Genomic DNA, 15,191 nt, shown 5'->3' with positions numbered 1-15,191 from the left:
AAGCGGCACCCATGGCACCGCTTTTGTCCTAATCCGTTATGAATCGGATTAGTTTATCGGATGAATTTGTAAGCCCTTCTGACATCTTTTTCCCCATCGAGGAGAAGAAGTTAAAAGCATTTATTTCCTCAAGCTTTTTCTTTTTCGCTTCAAGATCATGGCTAGTGAGATCATTGCCGAGAATGGATGTATTTATTTGATTATCCTTCTCATGAAAACTGACAGCAGTTTGAAAGTTCGGATCATCGTAACCCTTCATTCTATCAATCCCGTTATTTGCTAATTGCATGCCTGTTAATACGCAGATGAGCATTAATGACGCAATGCCTATACTTTTTACCATAAACATTTTCATAAAGAGCACCCTTTACTATTGTTTATCCGTTGATTGTTCCGCATCCCCGTTCACTTTTTCTGCTTGCCAGTAATATTCACTAAATACATCGGCAAGTGCGTCAGCAGACAGATTTAATTCTTCAAATGTATTATCGACGCCGCCAAATTCGATTAGAATAGCATTTTCCGATAGATTTTGGTTGTAAACTGCATTGCCAGAACTTGCTCCCTTCACAATGACTCCCCTGCTTAATCCTGGATACTTTTTTTCTAAAAGTTCATGGAGCTCTGTGGCCAACTTCGCATTTTTTTCGTAATTCGGATTTTTCCCGCCAATAATAAAGCCCAATTTTGCATATGATTTTCCGTTAATCATTTTGGTTGTATTGGCTTTCCGTCCCGCATCTCTGTGAATATCTATAAAATATTGTAAGTCATGGTTTGAAGCCATTGCCTCTTGAACAACTGGGCCAGATTCTTGATATGATCGTGCATAATCTAGACCCTTTTTATAAAGATTTGCTTGTATATCTGTTTTATCTATAAAGGTACCAATACCGCGATCTTCTAGGCTCGTTTTTAATTGATCACCAATCTTTGTGACATTAATTTGCGAATGGTAGGCCTTATCTGGGTCTGTTACCCCTTTAAGATACGGTAAATAGGATTCCCGATTATGGGTAAAATAAACATAGACAACCTTATGATCGCCCGTTGTTTGATCAGGAGTTGCAGGCGGTTTCTCATCAACTGGGGGTTCAATACCCTCTAAATTCTGCAACGCTGCTTCACGCTCTGCTTTCATAATTTCAATTGGTGGCGATGACTCAATCGGCATATTCGTATAGTTCGTTCCTTCACCTGCCACAAGTATTTTTCCATCGAATTGAAAGAAGCCAGGGAGTTCCCTGCCAAGAAGACTGCGAGGGTCATCTAAATTAATATTGCTGGAAAGTTTAAATACTAGACTCGTCAATTTCGGGGCCGTAGCCCAATTCTCTCCCTTTAAAAAATGATGATTCTCCCAGCCCATTAATTGATAGAGTAATTCTCCATTTACATTCATAGCCGCCTGATTAACCGACGACGACATTAGTCTATATTGAGGCTTTAACGAGGTTAGTAATCCACTTATTGAAAAGACCAAAATGATAAAAAGTGATAGAGTAGCAATAATTTTAAGTAAGCTTGTTCCTTGAAAGCTCATAAACGTACCGGTTGGTTTGGCTTTTTTCATGGTTTCACCCCACATCATTGATTCTAGTAAATCTTATGAAAGTAATAGATTTACTAGAACAAAAAAATTGGAGGTATTCGACCTTAGTCAAAAATAAAGAGCCCTATTTAGCGATCGGGCTCTACACACATCTATGTTATTTTGTATAATATCCAGCATTCTCTTGATCAACAGCACTGTGGAGTGAGGCGTTCAAGCCATTGGCAATTAAGTTGGCCATATCCTCGATGAACACATCGACCTCTTTTGGCGTCACCATTAAATTATGTCCAATTGGCGATAAAACCTCGTAAATTAATTTTCGTTTTTCTTCATCTTCTAATGTACCAATCATTCCCATAAACGTCTTTCGATGTTTTTCTTCAGGTAAGTCTTCCTCTGTTAACTTCCTTTTTTCTCCAAAACTCATCCCCGCTGGTGCAAGCGCCCTCGAAGGCCGATTCCCTTCTCTCAATTCTTTTCCGAAATGCTTAAGAATGAAATCGATCGTGTCACTTGTGATGGAAACCGCATCTACTACCGTTGGAACACCAATGGCAATCACAGGAATGCCTAAAGTTTCTTTACTCAACTCTTTTCGTTTGTTCCCCACACCTGAACCCGGATGGATTCCCGTATCGGAAATTTGGATGGTGGAATTGACCCGTTCAATCGATCGTGATGCCAATGCATCAATGGCAATCACAAAATCAGGTTTCGTTTTTTCGACTACTCCAAAAATAATATCACTTGTTTCAATCCCTGTTAAACCCATTACTCCGGGTGACAAGGCACTAACAGATCGATAGCCCTCCTCCACATTTTCCGGCTGAAGTTGAAATAAATGACGGGTTACGAGCAGGTTTTCACATACCATCGGCCCAAGTGCATCTGGCGTAACATTCCAATTTCCTAGTCCTACTACTAGACATGAATCTGTTTTTTTAATTCCTGAACCTGTTAAAAAATGGGCAAACTCTCTTGCGAAGATTTCTTCTACTTTTTGTTGCACTTCCGTATTTTGTTGTCTGATCCCTTGTACTTCTAAAGTTAAATAGCGGCCAGCTTTTTTACCAAGCTGCTGCTCACCTTGTTTTGTTACCTCAACTAACGATATTTTTATATCGTCAACATCTTTCTCTTTAATAATAACCCCTTCAATTTGCGAAAGGTCTTTTTCTTGCCCAACAGACCTGCCAGCGAGTACCATTTCCCTTGCCTCAATGGCTAAATCAGTTCGAACAGAGAATTGACTTAAATCGATTGATTCATTCATTTTCGCTTCACTCCTAACCCTATCATTAGAAACTATTTCCTATTTTCCCCTCAATCAACCGAAAACATGCAAGTAAAATCGAGTTCCTTTTTAAATGAGTATTGCAATATAGGCTCTCGTTTGTTAAAATAATTCTTGTTCTGATTTATTATTGATGAATGTAAAGTCGAGTTCATATAGTCTCGATTCTTTGTAGGAGGTGAAAGTAATGCCTAACATTAAATCTGCTATTAAGCGTGTGAAAACAAACGAAGCTAAAAATGCTCAAAATACAACTGCTAAATCCGCTATGCGTACGGCTGTTAAAAAAGTTGAAGCTGCTGTTACTACAAGTGACGCTACTGCTGCAAAAGAAGCATTAGTTACTGCTGCTAGTAAATTAGACAAGGCTGCTGCAAAAGGGCTTATCCACAAAAATGCTGCTGCTCGTAAAAAATCACGTCTAATGAAAAAAGCTAACTCTCTATAAGAAATAGCAAAAAAACGATTCCCCTAAAAGGAATCGTTTTTATTTTTTTAATTTAAACAGCAGCATTTCAATTAATAGCGATTTGTTCATCCCACCCGTTTTCATCTGGTAGTCTGCCTCTGCAAGAAGTTCCATCAAATGAGCTAATTCTTCATCTGTAAATTTATTAGCCTGTCCAAGTGCGAGCTTGACTCGGAACGGGTGCGTCTTCAAGTACCCAGCAATTTGCTGTTGTCCATAGCCTCTTCTTGAAAGCTCCTTTACTTGATAAATTAACCGAAATTGACCTGATAATAAAGCTAAAATCTTAATAGGCTCCTCATTTTGCTTTAACAGATCATAATAAATCCGCAATGCCTCATCTAGCCTTCTTTGCACTACCTTTTCAATTAAGGTAAAGATATTTTGCTCTAGTGACCTGGCAACTAATTTCTCCACTAAACTAACATCAATTTTTTTTTGTTCAGCAGCATATAAGGCCAATTTATCCACTTCACTCGTGATCATAAACATATTTGTTCCAACAAGTGCAAGTAATTGGTCAATCGCATTTCCCTCAAATTCAATCCCGCTACTTTTCGCCCGTTCCTTTACCCAGCCCTTTAATTCATGTTCATTTAATTTTTTTGCTTCTACTACCTCCGCACATTTTTTCAGTTCTTTTGTAATCCTTTTTCGTTCATCCAATTTTTCATATGGTGCAGAAATAACCAAAACGGTGTAAGGTGCTGGCTCTTTCAGATAAGCTTCAAATTTCGCTAAGTTATGATCCACCTTTTCTTTTGTTTTTTCTGCCGTTAAAAATACAGGATTATGTAAAAACAGGACTTTTCGCTCGCCTAGAAATGGAAAGGTTTCAGCATCCTCCAATGCCACATCAATCGGCGTTTCCTCTAAATCATATGCAGAAAAATTAAAATCCTTTTCTTCCTCGTCCAAAATATGGTTTAGTAATAATTGCTTCGTTTCATTAATTAAAAATGCCTCTGTTCCATACAATAAATATATAGGAGCAGTTTCCTTTTGTTTGATTTTTCTCCAAATATCCAATACCATTTGTCCAGCGCTTCCCTTCATTTCACTCACATCTTATCGTAATGAAGCTTGGACGATTTGACAAGTACTTATAGGGAATTAGCACAACTTATCTAAAGAAATGCCAATTCCCGATCTATATGAACGCTAACAATAATAAGCCCTAGGATCTATTATTATTAGCGGAGTTCCTTTTGTAATCATAGTGTGACCGAACACAAGTCATACTATTTTGTCAACTCTTGTCAGTATAGGAAGTAGGTTAAAGGTGTGCTGGATTTTTTTAGATAAATAGCTTATACTATAGTTGAAAATAGGAGGGGTATTTGTGAATCATTTTGAAAAAGACGTGCGTGATAACCGTAATGATGCAATTGATTCTGGTGTGGGATTCGGTGTTTCTTTTGGCTTTTTTGCTTTAATATTTATCATCGCAACCGCCATCAAGCTGATTGGTTCTTAATGAATGGCTACATAATGTGATCAAAGAGGCTGCAAATGGTGCAGTCTTTTTTCATGTGGTGATTTATTAAATCTCCACATGAAACGCGGTAAAGCTTCGCTTTCCCTTCACGATGAGATTGCTACATCTTATGGCAGATAGGTCGAAAAGGTTCCTTTTCCATGATAAAAACGATAGGTAATTGCCCCCTGTAAATCTGTTCGATAAATGATCGTGTTCGTTTCGTATAAACGGTCGAGTACTTCTTGATGCGGATGTCCAAACCGATTATTTTCACCAGCAGAGATTAAAGCAACACGAGGTTTTAATTGCTGAATAAATGCTTCGGCACTTGATGTTTTACTACCATGATGTCCCACTTTTAACACATCCACAGCTATTCGTGGGGATTTTCTTAAAATGCGCTCTTCACCTTCCTGGTCAAGGTCACCACCAAAAAACCAGCTTACTCCCCCAATTTGGGCAACAAATGCAATCGATCCACTATTTCTCTCTCCTGTAAAATTCATTTCAGGAGACAGAATGTAAAATTCACTGTCTGTACTTTTCCATTGATCATCGACAGACACTTTTCTGATCGGGATTCCCTGTTTTTTTGCTTCTTGGATGATTGCTAATTCTTCTTCGGATGGTTCCGCCACTGAAGGCATAAGGATTTGTTTCACCTCAAGTTCTTTTAGAATCGTTATAGCTCCCCCAATATGATCCATATCACCATGTGTTAGGATTAGTTTATCAATTTTTGTAATCCCTTTTCCTTTCAAGTATGGAACAACGACATCACGACCTACCTCAAAAGGTTTCGACCGCAGTTTCCATTTCTCCTCAACAAAATTCACCGCTCCCCCAGTATCGATCAGCATATTCCCATTTCCATGTGGCAAATGAATCAAAATACTATCCCCTTGCCCTACATCAATCATGGTTACCTCGCCAACAGGCTTTAGCCAATTCCAGGCAGTTTGGAACGAAAACAAAGTGATACTCAAAATAAGTAATTGGAGGCTCCTATTTGTATAATGATTTCCTTCCCAAATGTAAAAAATAGCAACGATGAGGAGAAAGTATATGATTAGCATGATGATACTCGGCTTTCCTGGAATAAAACGACCAAAGGAAAAATGACCAAGTAAATCAATAAGCTGATTTGATAATTCAATCATTTTCAAAAAAAGACCAAGTAGGAGTGTTGGGGTTTTCCCAAACAGTATGTGACTCAAATATAACAAATAAACTCCTGGTAGATAAACGAATGAAAAAAGTGGTATATAAACCAAATTAGCAAAAATGCCCAGCAACGATAGTTCGAAGTAATGATATAAAAGTAGCGGAAGGGCAGCTAGCTGGGCCGTGACAGAAGTGACCAGCATCCGGATGCTGTTTCTTTGATATCTTTGTAAAATATGAGGGGCAGACAAAATAATAGCGAAGCTAACAATAAAGGAGAGCTGAAAGCCAACATCAAAAATCACGAGGGGCGAAAACAGCAAAAAAATCAAAATTGCCAAGCTAATAGCATCAATTGGCAATAGATGGAGATGATTTTTCCTCTTAGCTGTAAGTAAGACAAGGAAAATCATTAAAGTGGACCGAATGACTGAAGGGGAAGCACCGGTTAAAATTGCGTATCCAGGGAGTGTAAATAACAGGAAATTCGTCATAAACTGTCTCGTCAGACCACATCTAATGCCGATATAAAAAATCATCCCAATAAATAAAGAAACATGAAGGCCAGAAATGGCTAGCAAATGGACAATGCCAGTTTTTTGGTAGCTCGTTAATAAATCAGGGGTAAGCAAACTTTTGTCACCGAAAATAAGGGCAGCTGATAATGAAGCAATATCAGGTGGAAAGTGATTGTCAAGATAATGGATTCCATTGAAACGAAGCTGTTTAATGAGAATAATGGGGGAGAATTTCATAGGAGTGCATGGTTGAAGTGGGCTTCCTTGTATATCAACAATCCAATAAATTTTCTTTGCCCTCAGGTAGGTACGATAATCAAAGCCATTCGGATTTTTAGCTATAGCTGGTTTTTTCATTGTGCCAGAAACCCTACATAGACACTGATAAAACTCCTTACGTTGTAATGCTGCTTTCTCTTTCTCAGACTTGATGGTATAACGGATGAGGAGCTTTTCTTTGAAATTCGTATCATATGCCTGGACCTCAAATAAATCTCCGTCGATTTTGGGATCTTGGATATATCTAACCATAAAGGTGGTCGTCGAGGCAGGAATGACTGTTTTGTTATTTATTTCAACCCATTCCCCGATAAGAAAATAAGCTATAATCGTAACCACAACAGTGAATAGTTGTAACCTCCCGAACCTTTTATATTTAGCTAAACAAAATAGATATCCAAGAGATAGTAGAAAAAAAGGGAGAAATGAAACAAGTGCAGTAAGTACCCCTAATAATGAAGCAACAGCAAAATAAACATATTTTCCATTCATCTTTTTCCTCTCCGTTTATGGTATTATCCATCTTTGCTAATCAACCAACGACACCGGCTAAAAGCCGGTATCGGGATCACATTATTGTGTTATCTTTCCAAAATCGATGACCGTTTCCTTTAATTCAACTTTTTCTACTTTTACATTTGCTTGCTCAAAAAGTTCGATTGCGTACGGATGATTTTTATAATCCATCGCATAATAGACAGTTTTTATACCTGCTTGGATAATGGCTTTGCAGCATTGAAGGCACGGAAAGTGCGTTACATAAATTTCGGCCTCAGATGTAGGGACGCCAAACTTAGCACATTGTAACAATGCATTCATTTCCGCATGGATGGTCCTTACACAATGATTATCAATCACATAACATCCCTTATCAATACAATGATCACCATCTGCAATAGAGCCATTGTAGCCCCCAGCTATGATCCGTTTATCCCTAACAATTGTTGCCCCCACGGTCAATCGAGTGCATGTGCTTCTTAATGCGAGCAAATGGCTTTGTGCCATGAAGTATTGATTCCAAGAAATTCTTTCCACTACTCCCACTCCTACCATTCTTTTCTTTTTAGTGTAATGGTGTTTGTCCATATCGGTCAATGGAAGATTCAATTCACCGCAATCATTTCTTGTAATTTTTCGAACGTTTTTTCCCCGATTCCACTTATATTTTTCAAATCCTCAATCGTCTTAAATGGACCGCTTGTATTCCGGTATTCAATGATTGCTTCTGCTTTGGCTGGACCAACACCTGGTAAGTTTTGTAGTTCTTGGACATCAGCTTTATTAATATTTATTTTCCCCTGCTGCTTACTAGCCCCGCCTGATGCGGTTCCATCCCCACCTGCGGCATCCGGTACTATTATCCCTTCCTCTCCCTTCGCTGGGATGTAAATAACCATTTCATCCACTACATGTTCAGCAAAATTAACTTGTGTTTGATCCGCCTGATCGGTTAAGCCTCCTGCTCTTCCAATCACATCAATAACCCGTTCTCCAGTATTTGATTGATAAACCCCCGGTTGGGCTACTTGCCCCTTTACGTCCACCATCACCATATCAGACTGAGCCAGAGTCGCTTGGGTCTTATCTTCTGTTTTTTCTTCTTCCTCCACTTGCGGCTTATTATCGTTAGTAACTGAAGTAACCGCTGTATGATCTTCAGCAGCATCATCATAAAAATAATAAATGCCACCAAATAATATTAAAACAGCAACAATAAGGTAAAATTTATGTTCAATTAACCAGTCTTTCAAAGTGGATCCATCCTTTCTAAAGGTATATTTCACATTTCGTTTTCATATTGTTATAAAAGAATATTGCATTGAAGGAGGGTCGGAAAATGAATATAGGTATCATCGGTACCGGAAATATGGGGCGAATAATAGTGGAGGCTTTGATTGATGGAAAGGCCACATCCCCTTCTTCATTAATCGTAACAAACAGAACAAAATCAAAAGCCATGTTGCTTAAAGATAAATATAAGGGGATTAGACTGGGAGCAAATGCCGAAGAAGTAGCAACATTATCTGATGTGTTATTTATTTGCGTTAAACCTTTAGATGTAAATACCGTTTTAGAAAAAATCAGTCCATACCTAGGCCCTGAAAAATGCCTCATTTCGATAACGAGCCCAATCAGCACAGACCAACTAGAAAAATTGGTCTCCTGTTCGGTGATTCGAGTGATCCCCAGCATCACAAATCGCGCCTTAGCAGGAGTGTCTTTGGTTACGTATGGAGATAGATGTAGTGACCAATGGAAAGCAAAAATAAATAAGTTAATTTCGAAGATTTCTGTACCCGTTTGTATTGAGGAAGATATAACTCGGGTTTCCTCTGATATCGTTAGCTGTGGCCCTGCCTTCTTCAGTTTTCTTCTGCAAGGTTTCATTCAGGCAGCAGTAAAAGAAACAAAAATTGACCATGAAACGGCCACTATTTTTGCAAGTGAAATGATTGTTGGACTCGGTGAATTATTAAAGCAAGGTCATTATACCTTACCGTCATTACAGGAAAAGGTTTGTGTCAAGGGTGGAATAACTGGTGAGGGAATAAAGGTGCTAGAAAGCGAGCTTGGTTTAGTGTTTGAACACCTTTTTCAAGCAACACATGCAAAGTTTAAAGATGAACTTGCTAAAGTGGAATTACAATTCTCTAATCTTTAATTCGCTTTTATTTGACAAAATCCTTCAAGATTATTTAAAAAAAACCATCTTTAAAAAAAGATGGTTTTTATCTATTTTTTCTTTGCAACAAACAAAATACGTTCTGAACTTTCTCTGGGTTTTGCATCTATGAAATCAGCAATGATCTCGACAAGCTTAAAGCCTGCTGACTCCAACCATGAGATATATTGCTGAACAGGATAAGTCCGTTGATAATGAAGTTCATCCACCCGGTCATATTTTCCTGACCGTTCATCTAACACAAAAAAACTTAATTCGTGCTCGACACTATTTGGTTCTTCGCCAGGAAAACTATTCCAAATATAGGATACATTATCCTCATTTAAAGCAAAGGTTTGATTTACAAAAACATCATTTACTTTATAAATGGAATGAACATCAAATATGAATAAACCTTTATCCTGCAAATGTTGAATGACAGTAGTAAAAGTTGCAATTACTTCATCTTCAGTTTGAAGGTAGTTTAATGAATCACAAAAAATACCAATGACATCAAATTGCCCCTGTCCTTCTAAATTCGCCATATTTTGTTGAAAAAAAGGAATCTTAATGCCCTCTGTTTCAGCCTTAGCTAGCGCGACCGCCAACATATCTTCAGATAAATCGATCCCGGTTACATCAAAGCCTGCTTTTGCTAAACGGACGGATAGTTCCCCTGTTCCACAGGCTAAATCCAGGAGTCTTGGAGCAGGAACAACGTCATATTTAGTCATCATATCTTTGACAAACTGGACCCATTGATCATAAGGGGCATCTTTCATCAGTTCATCATACAAATAGGCAAACTGCTCATAACTCATGAATTCAGTTCACTCCGGATATCCTCAAGCGGGGCATCCCCCCATAAACGTTCCAAGTTGTAATAGCTTCTTTCCTCACGATGGAATACATGTGCAACCACATCACCCATATCAATAAGCACCCATCTAGCTTCGTCAAACCCTTCAATCCGTTTAACATCGTAGCCTAATTCCTGCGCTTTCTCTTTCATTTCACGTGCAATTGCCTGAACTTGTTTGTCAGAATTACCATGGCAAATAATAAAATAATCAGCAATTAACGAGATTCCTTTCATATTTAATGCTAGGATATCTTCGGCACGTTTATCGTCCGCGGCTTTAACCGCTATTTTGAGTAGTTCTTGATTATCCATTCATCAGTCCTCCAATTTAGTAATAAGGTCATTGTAAGTAAAAAATGTCTCAGGATAGACGGTTTGGTTCTTTTTCATTAAGAAAAATATTGTATTTTGCACAGCCTTTATTAATGCAAGATCTAAATTTTCTCTTGCCATTTCTCTTACTTCCTCAACCCCAGGGAAATGTCTTCCCGGTTCGATATAATCAGCAAGGTAAATGACTTTCTCCAACAAGGTCATATTCGGTCTTCCCGATGTATGATAGCGAATAGCATCCAGTATTTCATGGTCCGTAATGCCAGCTTCTTTTTCCACCAGGTAAGCACCTACCGGGGCGTGCCATAATTCCGAATTAAACGTAAGTAAATCCTCCGGAAATCCCTGATTGATAATTATTTCTTTCATTTCATTCTTTGGTCGAAATTTCGCATAATCATGAAAAATAGCAGCTATTTCTGCCTTCTTTACATCTGCACCAAAACGCCCAGCTAAGCTGATGGCCGTTTCCATAACACCTAACGTGTGCTGGTAACGATGTTCCGTTAATTGTTTTTTAACGAGCTGTAATGCCTTTTCACGTTCCATATAAGTGCTTCTCCTCAATATAGTCGATCACAGGGTCAGGCAATAGATAACGAACAGTTTTTCCAAACCTTACCCTATCCCTAATCATACTGGATGAAATATCGATAGCTGGGACATCAACGTAAAGGACCGGGAAGTCTGTTTGCCGGCTATATGATGGCCTTTCCACCCCTACAAATTGAACATGTTGTACAAGTTCATCAATTTTATGCCATTTTGGTAAATATTCAATCATATCCGCCCCAATAATAAAGAAAAATTGATGGTCAGGGTAATCGTGGTTGAGTATTTTCATGGTATCAGCTGTGTATGATGGACCAATGCGCTCTAGCTCAATTGGTTGAATGACAAAATCCGGATTCCCTGCAATTGCCAATTTCAGCATCTGCAGTCGATCCTCATCCATTACCGATTCTTGTTTTTTCTTATGTGGTGGTTCATGGTTGGGCATAAACCAAATTTCATCAAGTTGTAGTGCGGAAAGAACCTCATTGGCGATCAAAAGATGTCCATAATGCGGTGGGTCAAAGGTTCCACCCAATATTCCAACTTTTTTCATGCGTTTGCCATCCTTTGCTCGTTTAATCTAAGGAAGCTGGATTGTTTTCTTTTCGACAGACTCTTTATAAAGGACAAGCGTGTTGCCAATAATCTGAACCACCTCAGCACCTGTTCCTTTTGCAAACGCCTCGGCAACTTCCGTTTTATCCTCTTCACAGTTTTGCAAAATACTTACCTTGAACAATTCTCTTGCTTCAAGGGCATCTGCTATCTGCTTGATCATGTTTTCATTTACTCCACCTTTTCCAACTTGAAAAATCGGGTCTAAGTGGTGCGCTTTAGAACGTAAAAATCTTTTTTGTTTACCGGTTAACATGTTTTTCCTCCTAGCTGTTTTAGCACATTGTCTCTCATTCTTTGTACATCTGGAAAAAACCCGGTCCATTTTTCAAAGGCCAGTGCCCCTTGAAAAACAAACATCTCGATCCCATTTTGAATGGTTGCTCCCTTAATAATGGCAGCCTGTAAAAATTTCGTTTCTAATGGGTTGTAGATAATATCACAAACCAGCGCCTGTTTATTTACGTTGTTTAACTGTAAGGGTTGCTCATCTATTTTAGGGGACATCCCAATCATCGTCGTTTGAATAATTAAGTCATATTCGCCTACATTCTCTTCAGCTTCTTTTAAAGACAATATCCTTGATGAAATAGAATATGGACAATCCTCACTTAGTTTTGAAGCTGTTGCTATGGTGCGATTAGCAATATCCACTTTACAAGGTTTTTCCTTTGCAAGGGTATAATAAATCGCTCTAGCTGCCCCACCAGCGCCAATGACTAAAATCCTTTTCCCAACAAGTGTCGGAAAATAGCCTTGTAATCCTTTAAGAAATCCCGGTCCATCTGTATTATAGCCGACTAACCGGCCACCTTCATTAACCACCGTATTTACAGCACCAATGCTAGCAGCTAATTCATCAACTTCATCAAGAAACGGAATAATATCACTTTTATGCGGGACAGTGATATTAAATCCACCTACACCAATCGCCTTTAATCCTTTAACAGCAGCCTGTAAATCCTCTTCCTTTACTTGAAAAGGGAGATAGTGTGCATCAATGTTATAAAAGGAAAACAAATCATTGTGCATGACAGGTGACATCGAGTGTCCGATTGGGTTCCCCAAAACTCCAAATAACTTTTTCACTATTTACTCCCCACCCAATATCCTTTTCTCTTCATCTTAAATTATATTAACGATTTACGCATTAAGGTTTGTACTCCCTTTGGTACGTATGCGGCCACTTTCGCCCCAGGTTCATTAACGGTGATCCAACCTAGACCTGAAAAAACAATATCTGTTTTCGCTTCTTTTATGATAAATTCCTGTTTGACAAGCTCTGGGAATGTTTTTAAATCATCAGGACCAGGAGGGGTCAGCATTTCTCCTACATGCTTTTCATAAAGATCTTCGGCATTTTCCATTTTTGTCCTGTGAATATTCAATTCATTGGAAACATAACAAACAAACGATCTTCTGCCGCCACTAATATAATCGAAACGAGCCAGGCCTCCAAAGAACAATGTTTGTCCTTCATTCAATTGAAAAACCTTTGGCTTTATTTCTTTTTTAGGGGTAATAATTTTTAAATCCTTCTTATTAATAAAATGTGCCATTTGATGGTGGTTGATAATTCCCGGTGAATCAATGAGTGATTTCTCATCATCAAGTGGAATTTTGATAATGTCTAAGGTAGTCCCTGGAAAATGGGAGGTCGTAATGACGTCCTCTTCCCCTGTTACTTCCTTAATAATTCTATTAATAAAAGTAGATTTTCCAACGTTTGTACAACCTACCACATAGACGTCCTTGCCATTCCTCAATTCATCAATAGCAGCTGCTGTTTCTCTAATATTCAAGCCTCTTGCAGCACTGACAAGAAACACCTCTTCAGGTCTAAGCCCTAGTTCCTTCGCCTCAAGCTTCATCCAATTAATCAATTTGTTATGCTTCACAGACTTCGGTAATAAATCGACCTTATTTCCAACGAGTAAGACCTTATTTGAACCAACAAATCGGTGTAATCCAGGAAGCCAGCTGCCGTTAAAATCAAAAATATCAACAATCATCACTATAAGTGAGTCTGTTCTGCCCATCTCATTTAATATCTTTAAAAAGTCATCATCCGTTAAACTTACATCTTGAACCTCATTGTAATGTTTTAAGCGAAAACACCTCTGACAAATAATCATTTCCTTCTCTAAGGCTGAAGCGGGCGCATAACCCATTTCAGCTGGGTTTTCACTTTGGACCTTTACACCGCAGCCCATACATATATATTGTTGTTCACTCACTGATTAATCCTCCCATTGAAGCATACCCTTTTTCCGGAACCAATTTAAGATTCTTCGTTCCGCAAAACGGTTAAATTTTGTCCAAAAACCGTCCGTTTGAGCAACAGGGACCACAAGGATGGTATGAAATCCACTTCGGTTTCCACCGAGCACATCTGTTAATAATTGATCACCAATTACTACTGTCTCATCTTTGGTAATCCCCATTTGTGCAATCGCCCGATGAAATGCCGGCGCCATAGGCTTTCTTGCTTTAAAGATAAACGGGATATGGAGCGGTTCTGAAAAAGCCTTTACCCGCTCTTCATTATTGTTTGAAACAATCGTCACAAGGATATTATGTTTTTTGATTTCCTCAAACCATTTTATCAATTGAGGAGTGGCTGCGGGACGATCCCATTCCACTAACGTATTATCTAGGTCCGTAATGATCCCTTTTACCCCTCGTGACTTTAACTCTTCAGGAGATATATCCAGAATGCTTTTCACATGTTCATTCGGTAAAAATTGTTTTAACACTAAGCTTACACCTCATTAAATTCTAAATAGAAAGGTTACTTATAGACAATTAGCAAGTACTTATCTTTTCCTGTACCATCATAACCAATTTTACCCTTCGTTTCAAAAGAAAAGAGAAACATACCAAAGATGACACTTCACATGATGTACTTATTCTTCTACAAATCATGTCATTCCATGATATTCCCATACGAATCTTTTCAATAAATATCTATCTTTAAGAAAAATAAAAATATTTTTCGACAAATATCTACTTTTGCATGTCCTGTGGATAACCTTATTAACATTATACCCATTGAATCCTTTACATTTCGCTCCATTATAAACAAATTAATCACAAGTTATCCACTAGATCCTGTGGATAAATAGAACGATTGTTCTACAAGAATAAATTTGGTAGATTTAGGGTACACCAATTGAACATACCATTTTATGTATTCTTATTATAAAATAGAACCATTTATTTCTAATTGGAGGTGGCTTCTGCTATGCGGAAACTGTCAGACGAATTGTTAATTGAGTCATATTTTAAAGCAAGAGAACTAAACCTATGTCCTGAATTCATTGGTCTCATTGAGTCCGAAATTCACCGACGTTCTTTATTCAACAAGATAAGAAAATCATCATAACATTTTTTCTGCCCGTAGAG

At 38.2% G+C, this 15,191-nt stretch carries 18 protein-coding genes and 1 pseudogene; 4 read left to right on the top strand and 15 right to left on the bottom strand.

Annotated elements, in window-relative coordinates; genetic code table 11:
- Window positions 1–28 precede the first annotated feature (28 nt).
- From TY15_RS03605 to gpr, 3 genes are all read right to left on the bottom strand, one after another.
- Window positions 29–355, bottom strand: coding sequence for a DUF3679 domain-containing protein (locus tag TY15_RS03605; RefSeq protein WP_040207923.1), 327 nt, complete (start codon window positions 353–355; stop codon window positions 29–31).
- A 15-nt stretch (window positions 356–370) separates the two neighbouring features.
- Window positions 371–1,573, bottom strand: a complete 1,203-nt coding sequence (spoIIP, locus tag TY15_RS03600; protein ID WP_040207921.1) for a stage II sporulation protein P — start codon at window positions 1,571–1,573, stop codon at window positions 371–373.
- A 136-nt stretch (window positions 1,574–1,709) separates the two neighbouring features.
- Window positions 1,710–2,828: a GPR endopeptidase gene (gpr, locus tag TY15_RS03595; RefSeq protein WP_040207920.1), complete on the bottom strand. Its 1,119-nt coding sequence runs from the start codon at window positions 2,826–2,828 to the stop codon at window positions 1,710–1,712.
- 208 nt (window positions 2,829–3,036) lie between these two features.
- Between gpr and rpsT the strand changes: the two genes are divergently transcribed.
- A complete protein-coding gene (gene rpsT, locus TY15_RS03590; RefSeq protein ID WP_040207919.1) occupies window positions 3,037–3,297 on the top strand; it encodes a 30S ribosomal protein S20 in 261 nt (86 codons plus the stop codon).
- Window positions 3,298–3,336: 39 nt separating this feature from the next.
- On the opposite strand, the gene holA is transcribed toward rpsT, so the two are convergent.
- Window positions 3,337–4,353: a DNA polymerase III subunit delta gene (gene holA / locus TY15_RS03585; protein ID WP_040208089.1), complete on the bottom strand. Its 1,017-nt coding sequence runs from the start codon at window positions 4,351–4,353 to the stop codon at window positions 3,337–3,339.
- A gap of 307 nt (window positions 4,354–4,660) precedes the next feature.
- On the opposite strand from holA, the gene TY15_RS23445 reads away from it, so the two are divergent.
- Window positions 4,661–4,795, top strand: a complete 135-nt coding sequence (locus TY15_RS23445; RefSeq protein WP_040207918.1) for a YqzM family protein — start codon at window positions 4,661–4,663, stop codon at window positions 4,793–4,795.
- A 128-nt stretch (window positions 4,796–4,923) separates the two neighbouring features.
- On the opposite strand, the gene TY15_RS03575 is transcribed toward TY15_RS23445, so the two are convergent.
- The 3 genes and pseudogenes from TY15_RS03575 to TY15_RS03565 form a co-directional block, all read right to left on the bottom strand.
- Complete coding sequence (locus TY15_RS03575) at window positions 4,924–7,251, bottom strand: DNA internalization-related competence protein ComEC/Rec2 (protein WP_040207915.1); 2,328 nt, start codon at window positions 7,249–7,251, stop codon at window positions 4,924–4,926.
- A gap of 102 nt (window positions 7,252–7,353) precedes the next feature.
- A pseudogene (locus tag TY15_RS03570) lies at window positions 7,354–7,794 on the bottom strand (ComE operon protein 2); the annotation flags it as partial.
- A gap of 68 nt (window positions 7,795–7,862) precedes the next feature.
- Window positions 7,863–8,510 carry a helix-hairpin-helix domain-containing protein gene (locus TY15_RS03565; protein ID WP_040207914.1) on the bottom strand — a complete coding sequence of 216 codons (648 nt, stop codon included), beginning with the start codon at window positions 8,508–8,510 and terminating at the stop codon, window positions 7,863–7,865.
- A gap of 86 nt (window positions 8,511–8,596) precedes the next feature.
- Between TY15_RS03565 and comER the strand changes: the two genes are divergently transcribed.
- Window positions 8,597–9,421, top strand: a complete 825-nt coding sequence (gene comER, locus TY15_RS03560; protein ID WP_040207912.1) for a late competence protein ComER — start codon at window positions 8,597–8,599, stop codon at window positions 9,419–9,421.
- A 71-nt stretch (window positions 9,422–9,492) separates the two neighbouring features.
- Here the strand turns inward: comER and TY15_RS03555 are convergent, their stop codons facing one another.
- From TY15_RS03555 to TY15_RS03520, 8 genes are read right to left on the bottom strand one after another with little or no spacing between them, the layout of a single operon-like run.
- Window positions 9,493–10,242, bottom strand: coding sequence for a class I SAM-dependent DNA methyltransferase (locus TY15_RS03555; RefSeq protein ID WP_040207911.1), 750 nt, complete (start codon window positions 10,240–10,242; stop codon window positions 9,493–9,495).
- The gene (gene rsfS, locus TY15_RS03550; protein WP_040207910.1) at window positions 10,239–10,595 is read right to left on the bottom strand and encodes a ribosome silencing factor; all 357 of its coding nucleotides are present in this window, start codon (window positions 10,593–10,595) and stop codon (window positions 10,239–10,241) included. Before rsfS ends, TY15_RS03555 begins: the two co-directional genes overlap by 4 nt.
- 3 nt (window positions 10,596–10,598) lie before the next feature.
- Complete coding sequence (gene yqeK / locus TY15_RS03545; RefSeq protein WP_040207909.1) at window positions 10,599–11,165, bottom strand: bis(5'-nucleosyl)-tetraphosphatase (symmetrical) YqeK; 567 nt, start codon at window positions 11,163–11,165, stop codon at window positions 10,599–10,601.
- Window positions 11,155–11,724 carry a nicotinate-nucleotide adenylyltransferase gene (locus TY15_RS03540; protein WP_040207907.1) on the bottom strand — a complete coding sequence of 190 codons (570 nt, stop codon included), beginning with the start codon at window positions 11,722–11,724 and terminating at the stop codon, window positions 11,155–11,157. The genes yqeK and TY15_RS03540 overlap by 11 nt, the downstream gene beginning before the upstream one ends.
- 27 nt (window positions 11,725–11,751) lie before the next feature.
- A complete protein-coding gene (gene yhbY, locus TY15_RS03535; protein ID WP_040207905.1) occupies window positions 11,752–12,042 on the bottom strand; it encodes a ribosome assembly RNA-binding protein YhbY in 291 nt (96 codons plus the stop codon).
- Window positions 12,036–12,875 carry a shikimate dehydrogenase gene (gene aroE, locus TY15_RS03530; RefSeq protein WP_040207903.1) on the bottom strand — a complete coding sequence of 280 codons (840 nt, stop codon included), beginning with the start codon at window positions 12,873–12,875 and terminating at the stop codon, window positions 12,036–12,038. The genes yhbY and aroE overlap by 7 nt, the downstream gene beginning before the upstream one ends.
- Before the next feature lie 41 nt (window positions 12,876–12,916).
- Entirely contained in the window at window positions 12,917–13,999 is a 1,083-nt protein-coding gene (gene yqeH / locus TY15_RS03525) for a ribosome biogenesis GTPase YqeH (RefSeq protein ID WP_392391357.1), read from the bottom strand.
- Window positions 14,000–14,026: 27 nt separating this feature from the next.
- A complete protein-coding gene (locus TY15_RS03520) occupies window positions 14,027–14,542 on the bottom strand; it encodes a YqeG family HAD IIIA-type phosphatase (RefSeq protein WP_040207901.1) in 516 nt (171 codons plus the stop codon).
- Window positions 14,543–15,030: 488 nt separating this feature from the next.
- Here TY15_RS03520 and sda point away from each other — a divergent pair, with 488 nt between their 5' ends.
- Window positions 15,031–15,171 (top strand): sporulation histidine kinase inhibitor Sda, encoded by a 141-nt coding sequence (gene sda / locus TY15_RS23440; RefSeq protein ID WP_074432768.1) that lies wholly within the window; start codon window positions 15,031–15,033, stop codon window positions 15,169–15,171.
- The last annotated feature ends 20 nt before the right edge of the window (window positions 15,172–15,191 follow it).

This window comes from Neobacillus jeddahensis, from assembly GCF_000612625.1.
GTDB lineage: Bacteria > Bacillota > Bacilli > Bacillales > Cytobacillaceae > Neobacillus > Neobacillus jeddahensis.
This window is presented reverse-complemented; position numbering and strand designations above follow the sequence as displayed.

Excerpts from the sequence above, each read along its gene's own strand:
- holA (WP_040208089.1), bottom strand. The coding sequence starts at position 4,353 with ATGGTATTGGATATTTGGAGAAAAATCAAACAAAAGGAAACTGCTCCT.
- gpr (WP_040207920.1), bottom strand. The coding sequence starts at position 2,828 with ATGAATGAATCAATCGATTTAAGTCAATTCTCTGTTCGAACTGATTTA.
- rsfS (WP_040207910.1), bottom strand. The coding sequence starts at position 10,595 with ATGGATAATCAAGAACTACTCAAAATAGCGGTTAAAGCCGCGGACGAT.
- sda (WP_074432768.1), top strand. The coding sequence starts at position 15,031 with ATGCGGAAACTGTCAGACGAATTGTTAATTGAGTCATATTTTAAAGCA.
- TY15_RS03555 (WP_040207911.1), bottom strand. The coding sequence starts at position 10,242 with ATGAGTTATGAGCAGTTTGCCTATTTGTATGATGAACTGATGAAAGAT.
- comER (WP_040207912.1), top strand. The coding sequence starts at position 8,597 with ATGAATATAGGTATCATCGGTACCGGAAATATGGGGCGAATAATAGTG.
- yqeH (WP_392391357.1), bottom strand. The coding sequence starts at position 13,999 with ATGGGCTGCGGTGTAAAGGTCCAAAGTGAAAACCCAGCTGAAATGGGT.
- spoIIP (WP_040207921.1), bottom strand. The coding sequence starts at position 1,573 with ATGAAAAAAGCCAAACCAACCGGTACGTTTATGAGCTTTCAAGGAACA.
- TY15_RS03605 (WP_040207923.1), bottom strand. The coding sequence starts at position 355 with ATGAAAATGTTTATGGTAAAAAGTATAGGCATTGCGTCATTAATGCTC.
- yhbY (WP_040207905.1), bottom strand. The coding sequence starts at position 12,042 with ATGTTAACCGGTAAACAAAAAAGATTTTTACGTTCTAAAGCGCACCAC.
- TY15_RS03575 (WP_040207915.1), bottom strand. The coding sequence starts at position 7,251 with ATGAATGGAAAATATGTTTATTTTGCTGTTGCTTCATTATTAGGGGTA.
- TY15_RS03540 (WP_040207907.1), bottom strand. The coding sequence starts at position 11,724 with ATGAAAAAAGTTGGAATATTGGGTGGAACCTTTGACCCACCGCATTAT.
- rpsT (WP_040207919.1), top strand. The coding sequence starts at position 3,037 with ATGCCTAACATTAAATCTGCTATTAAGCGTGTGAAAACAAACGAAGCT.
- yqeK (WP_040207909.1), bottom strand. The coding sequence starts at position 11,165 with ATGGAACGTGAAAAGGCATTACAGCTCGTTAAAAAACAATTAACGGAA.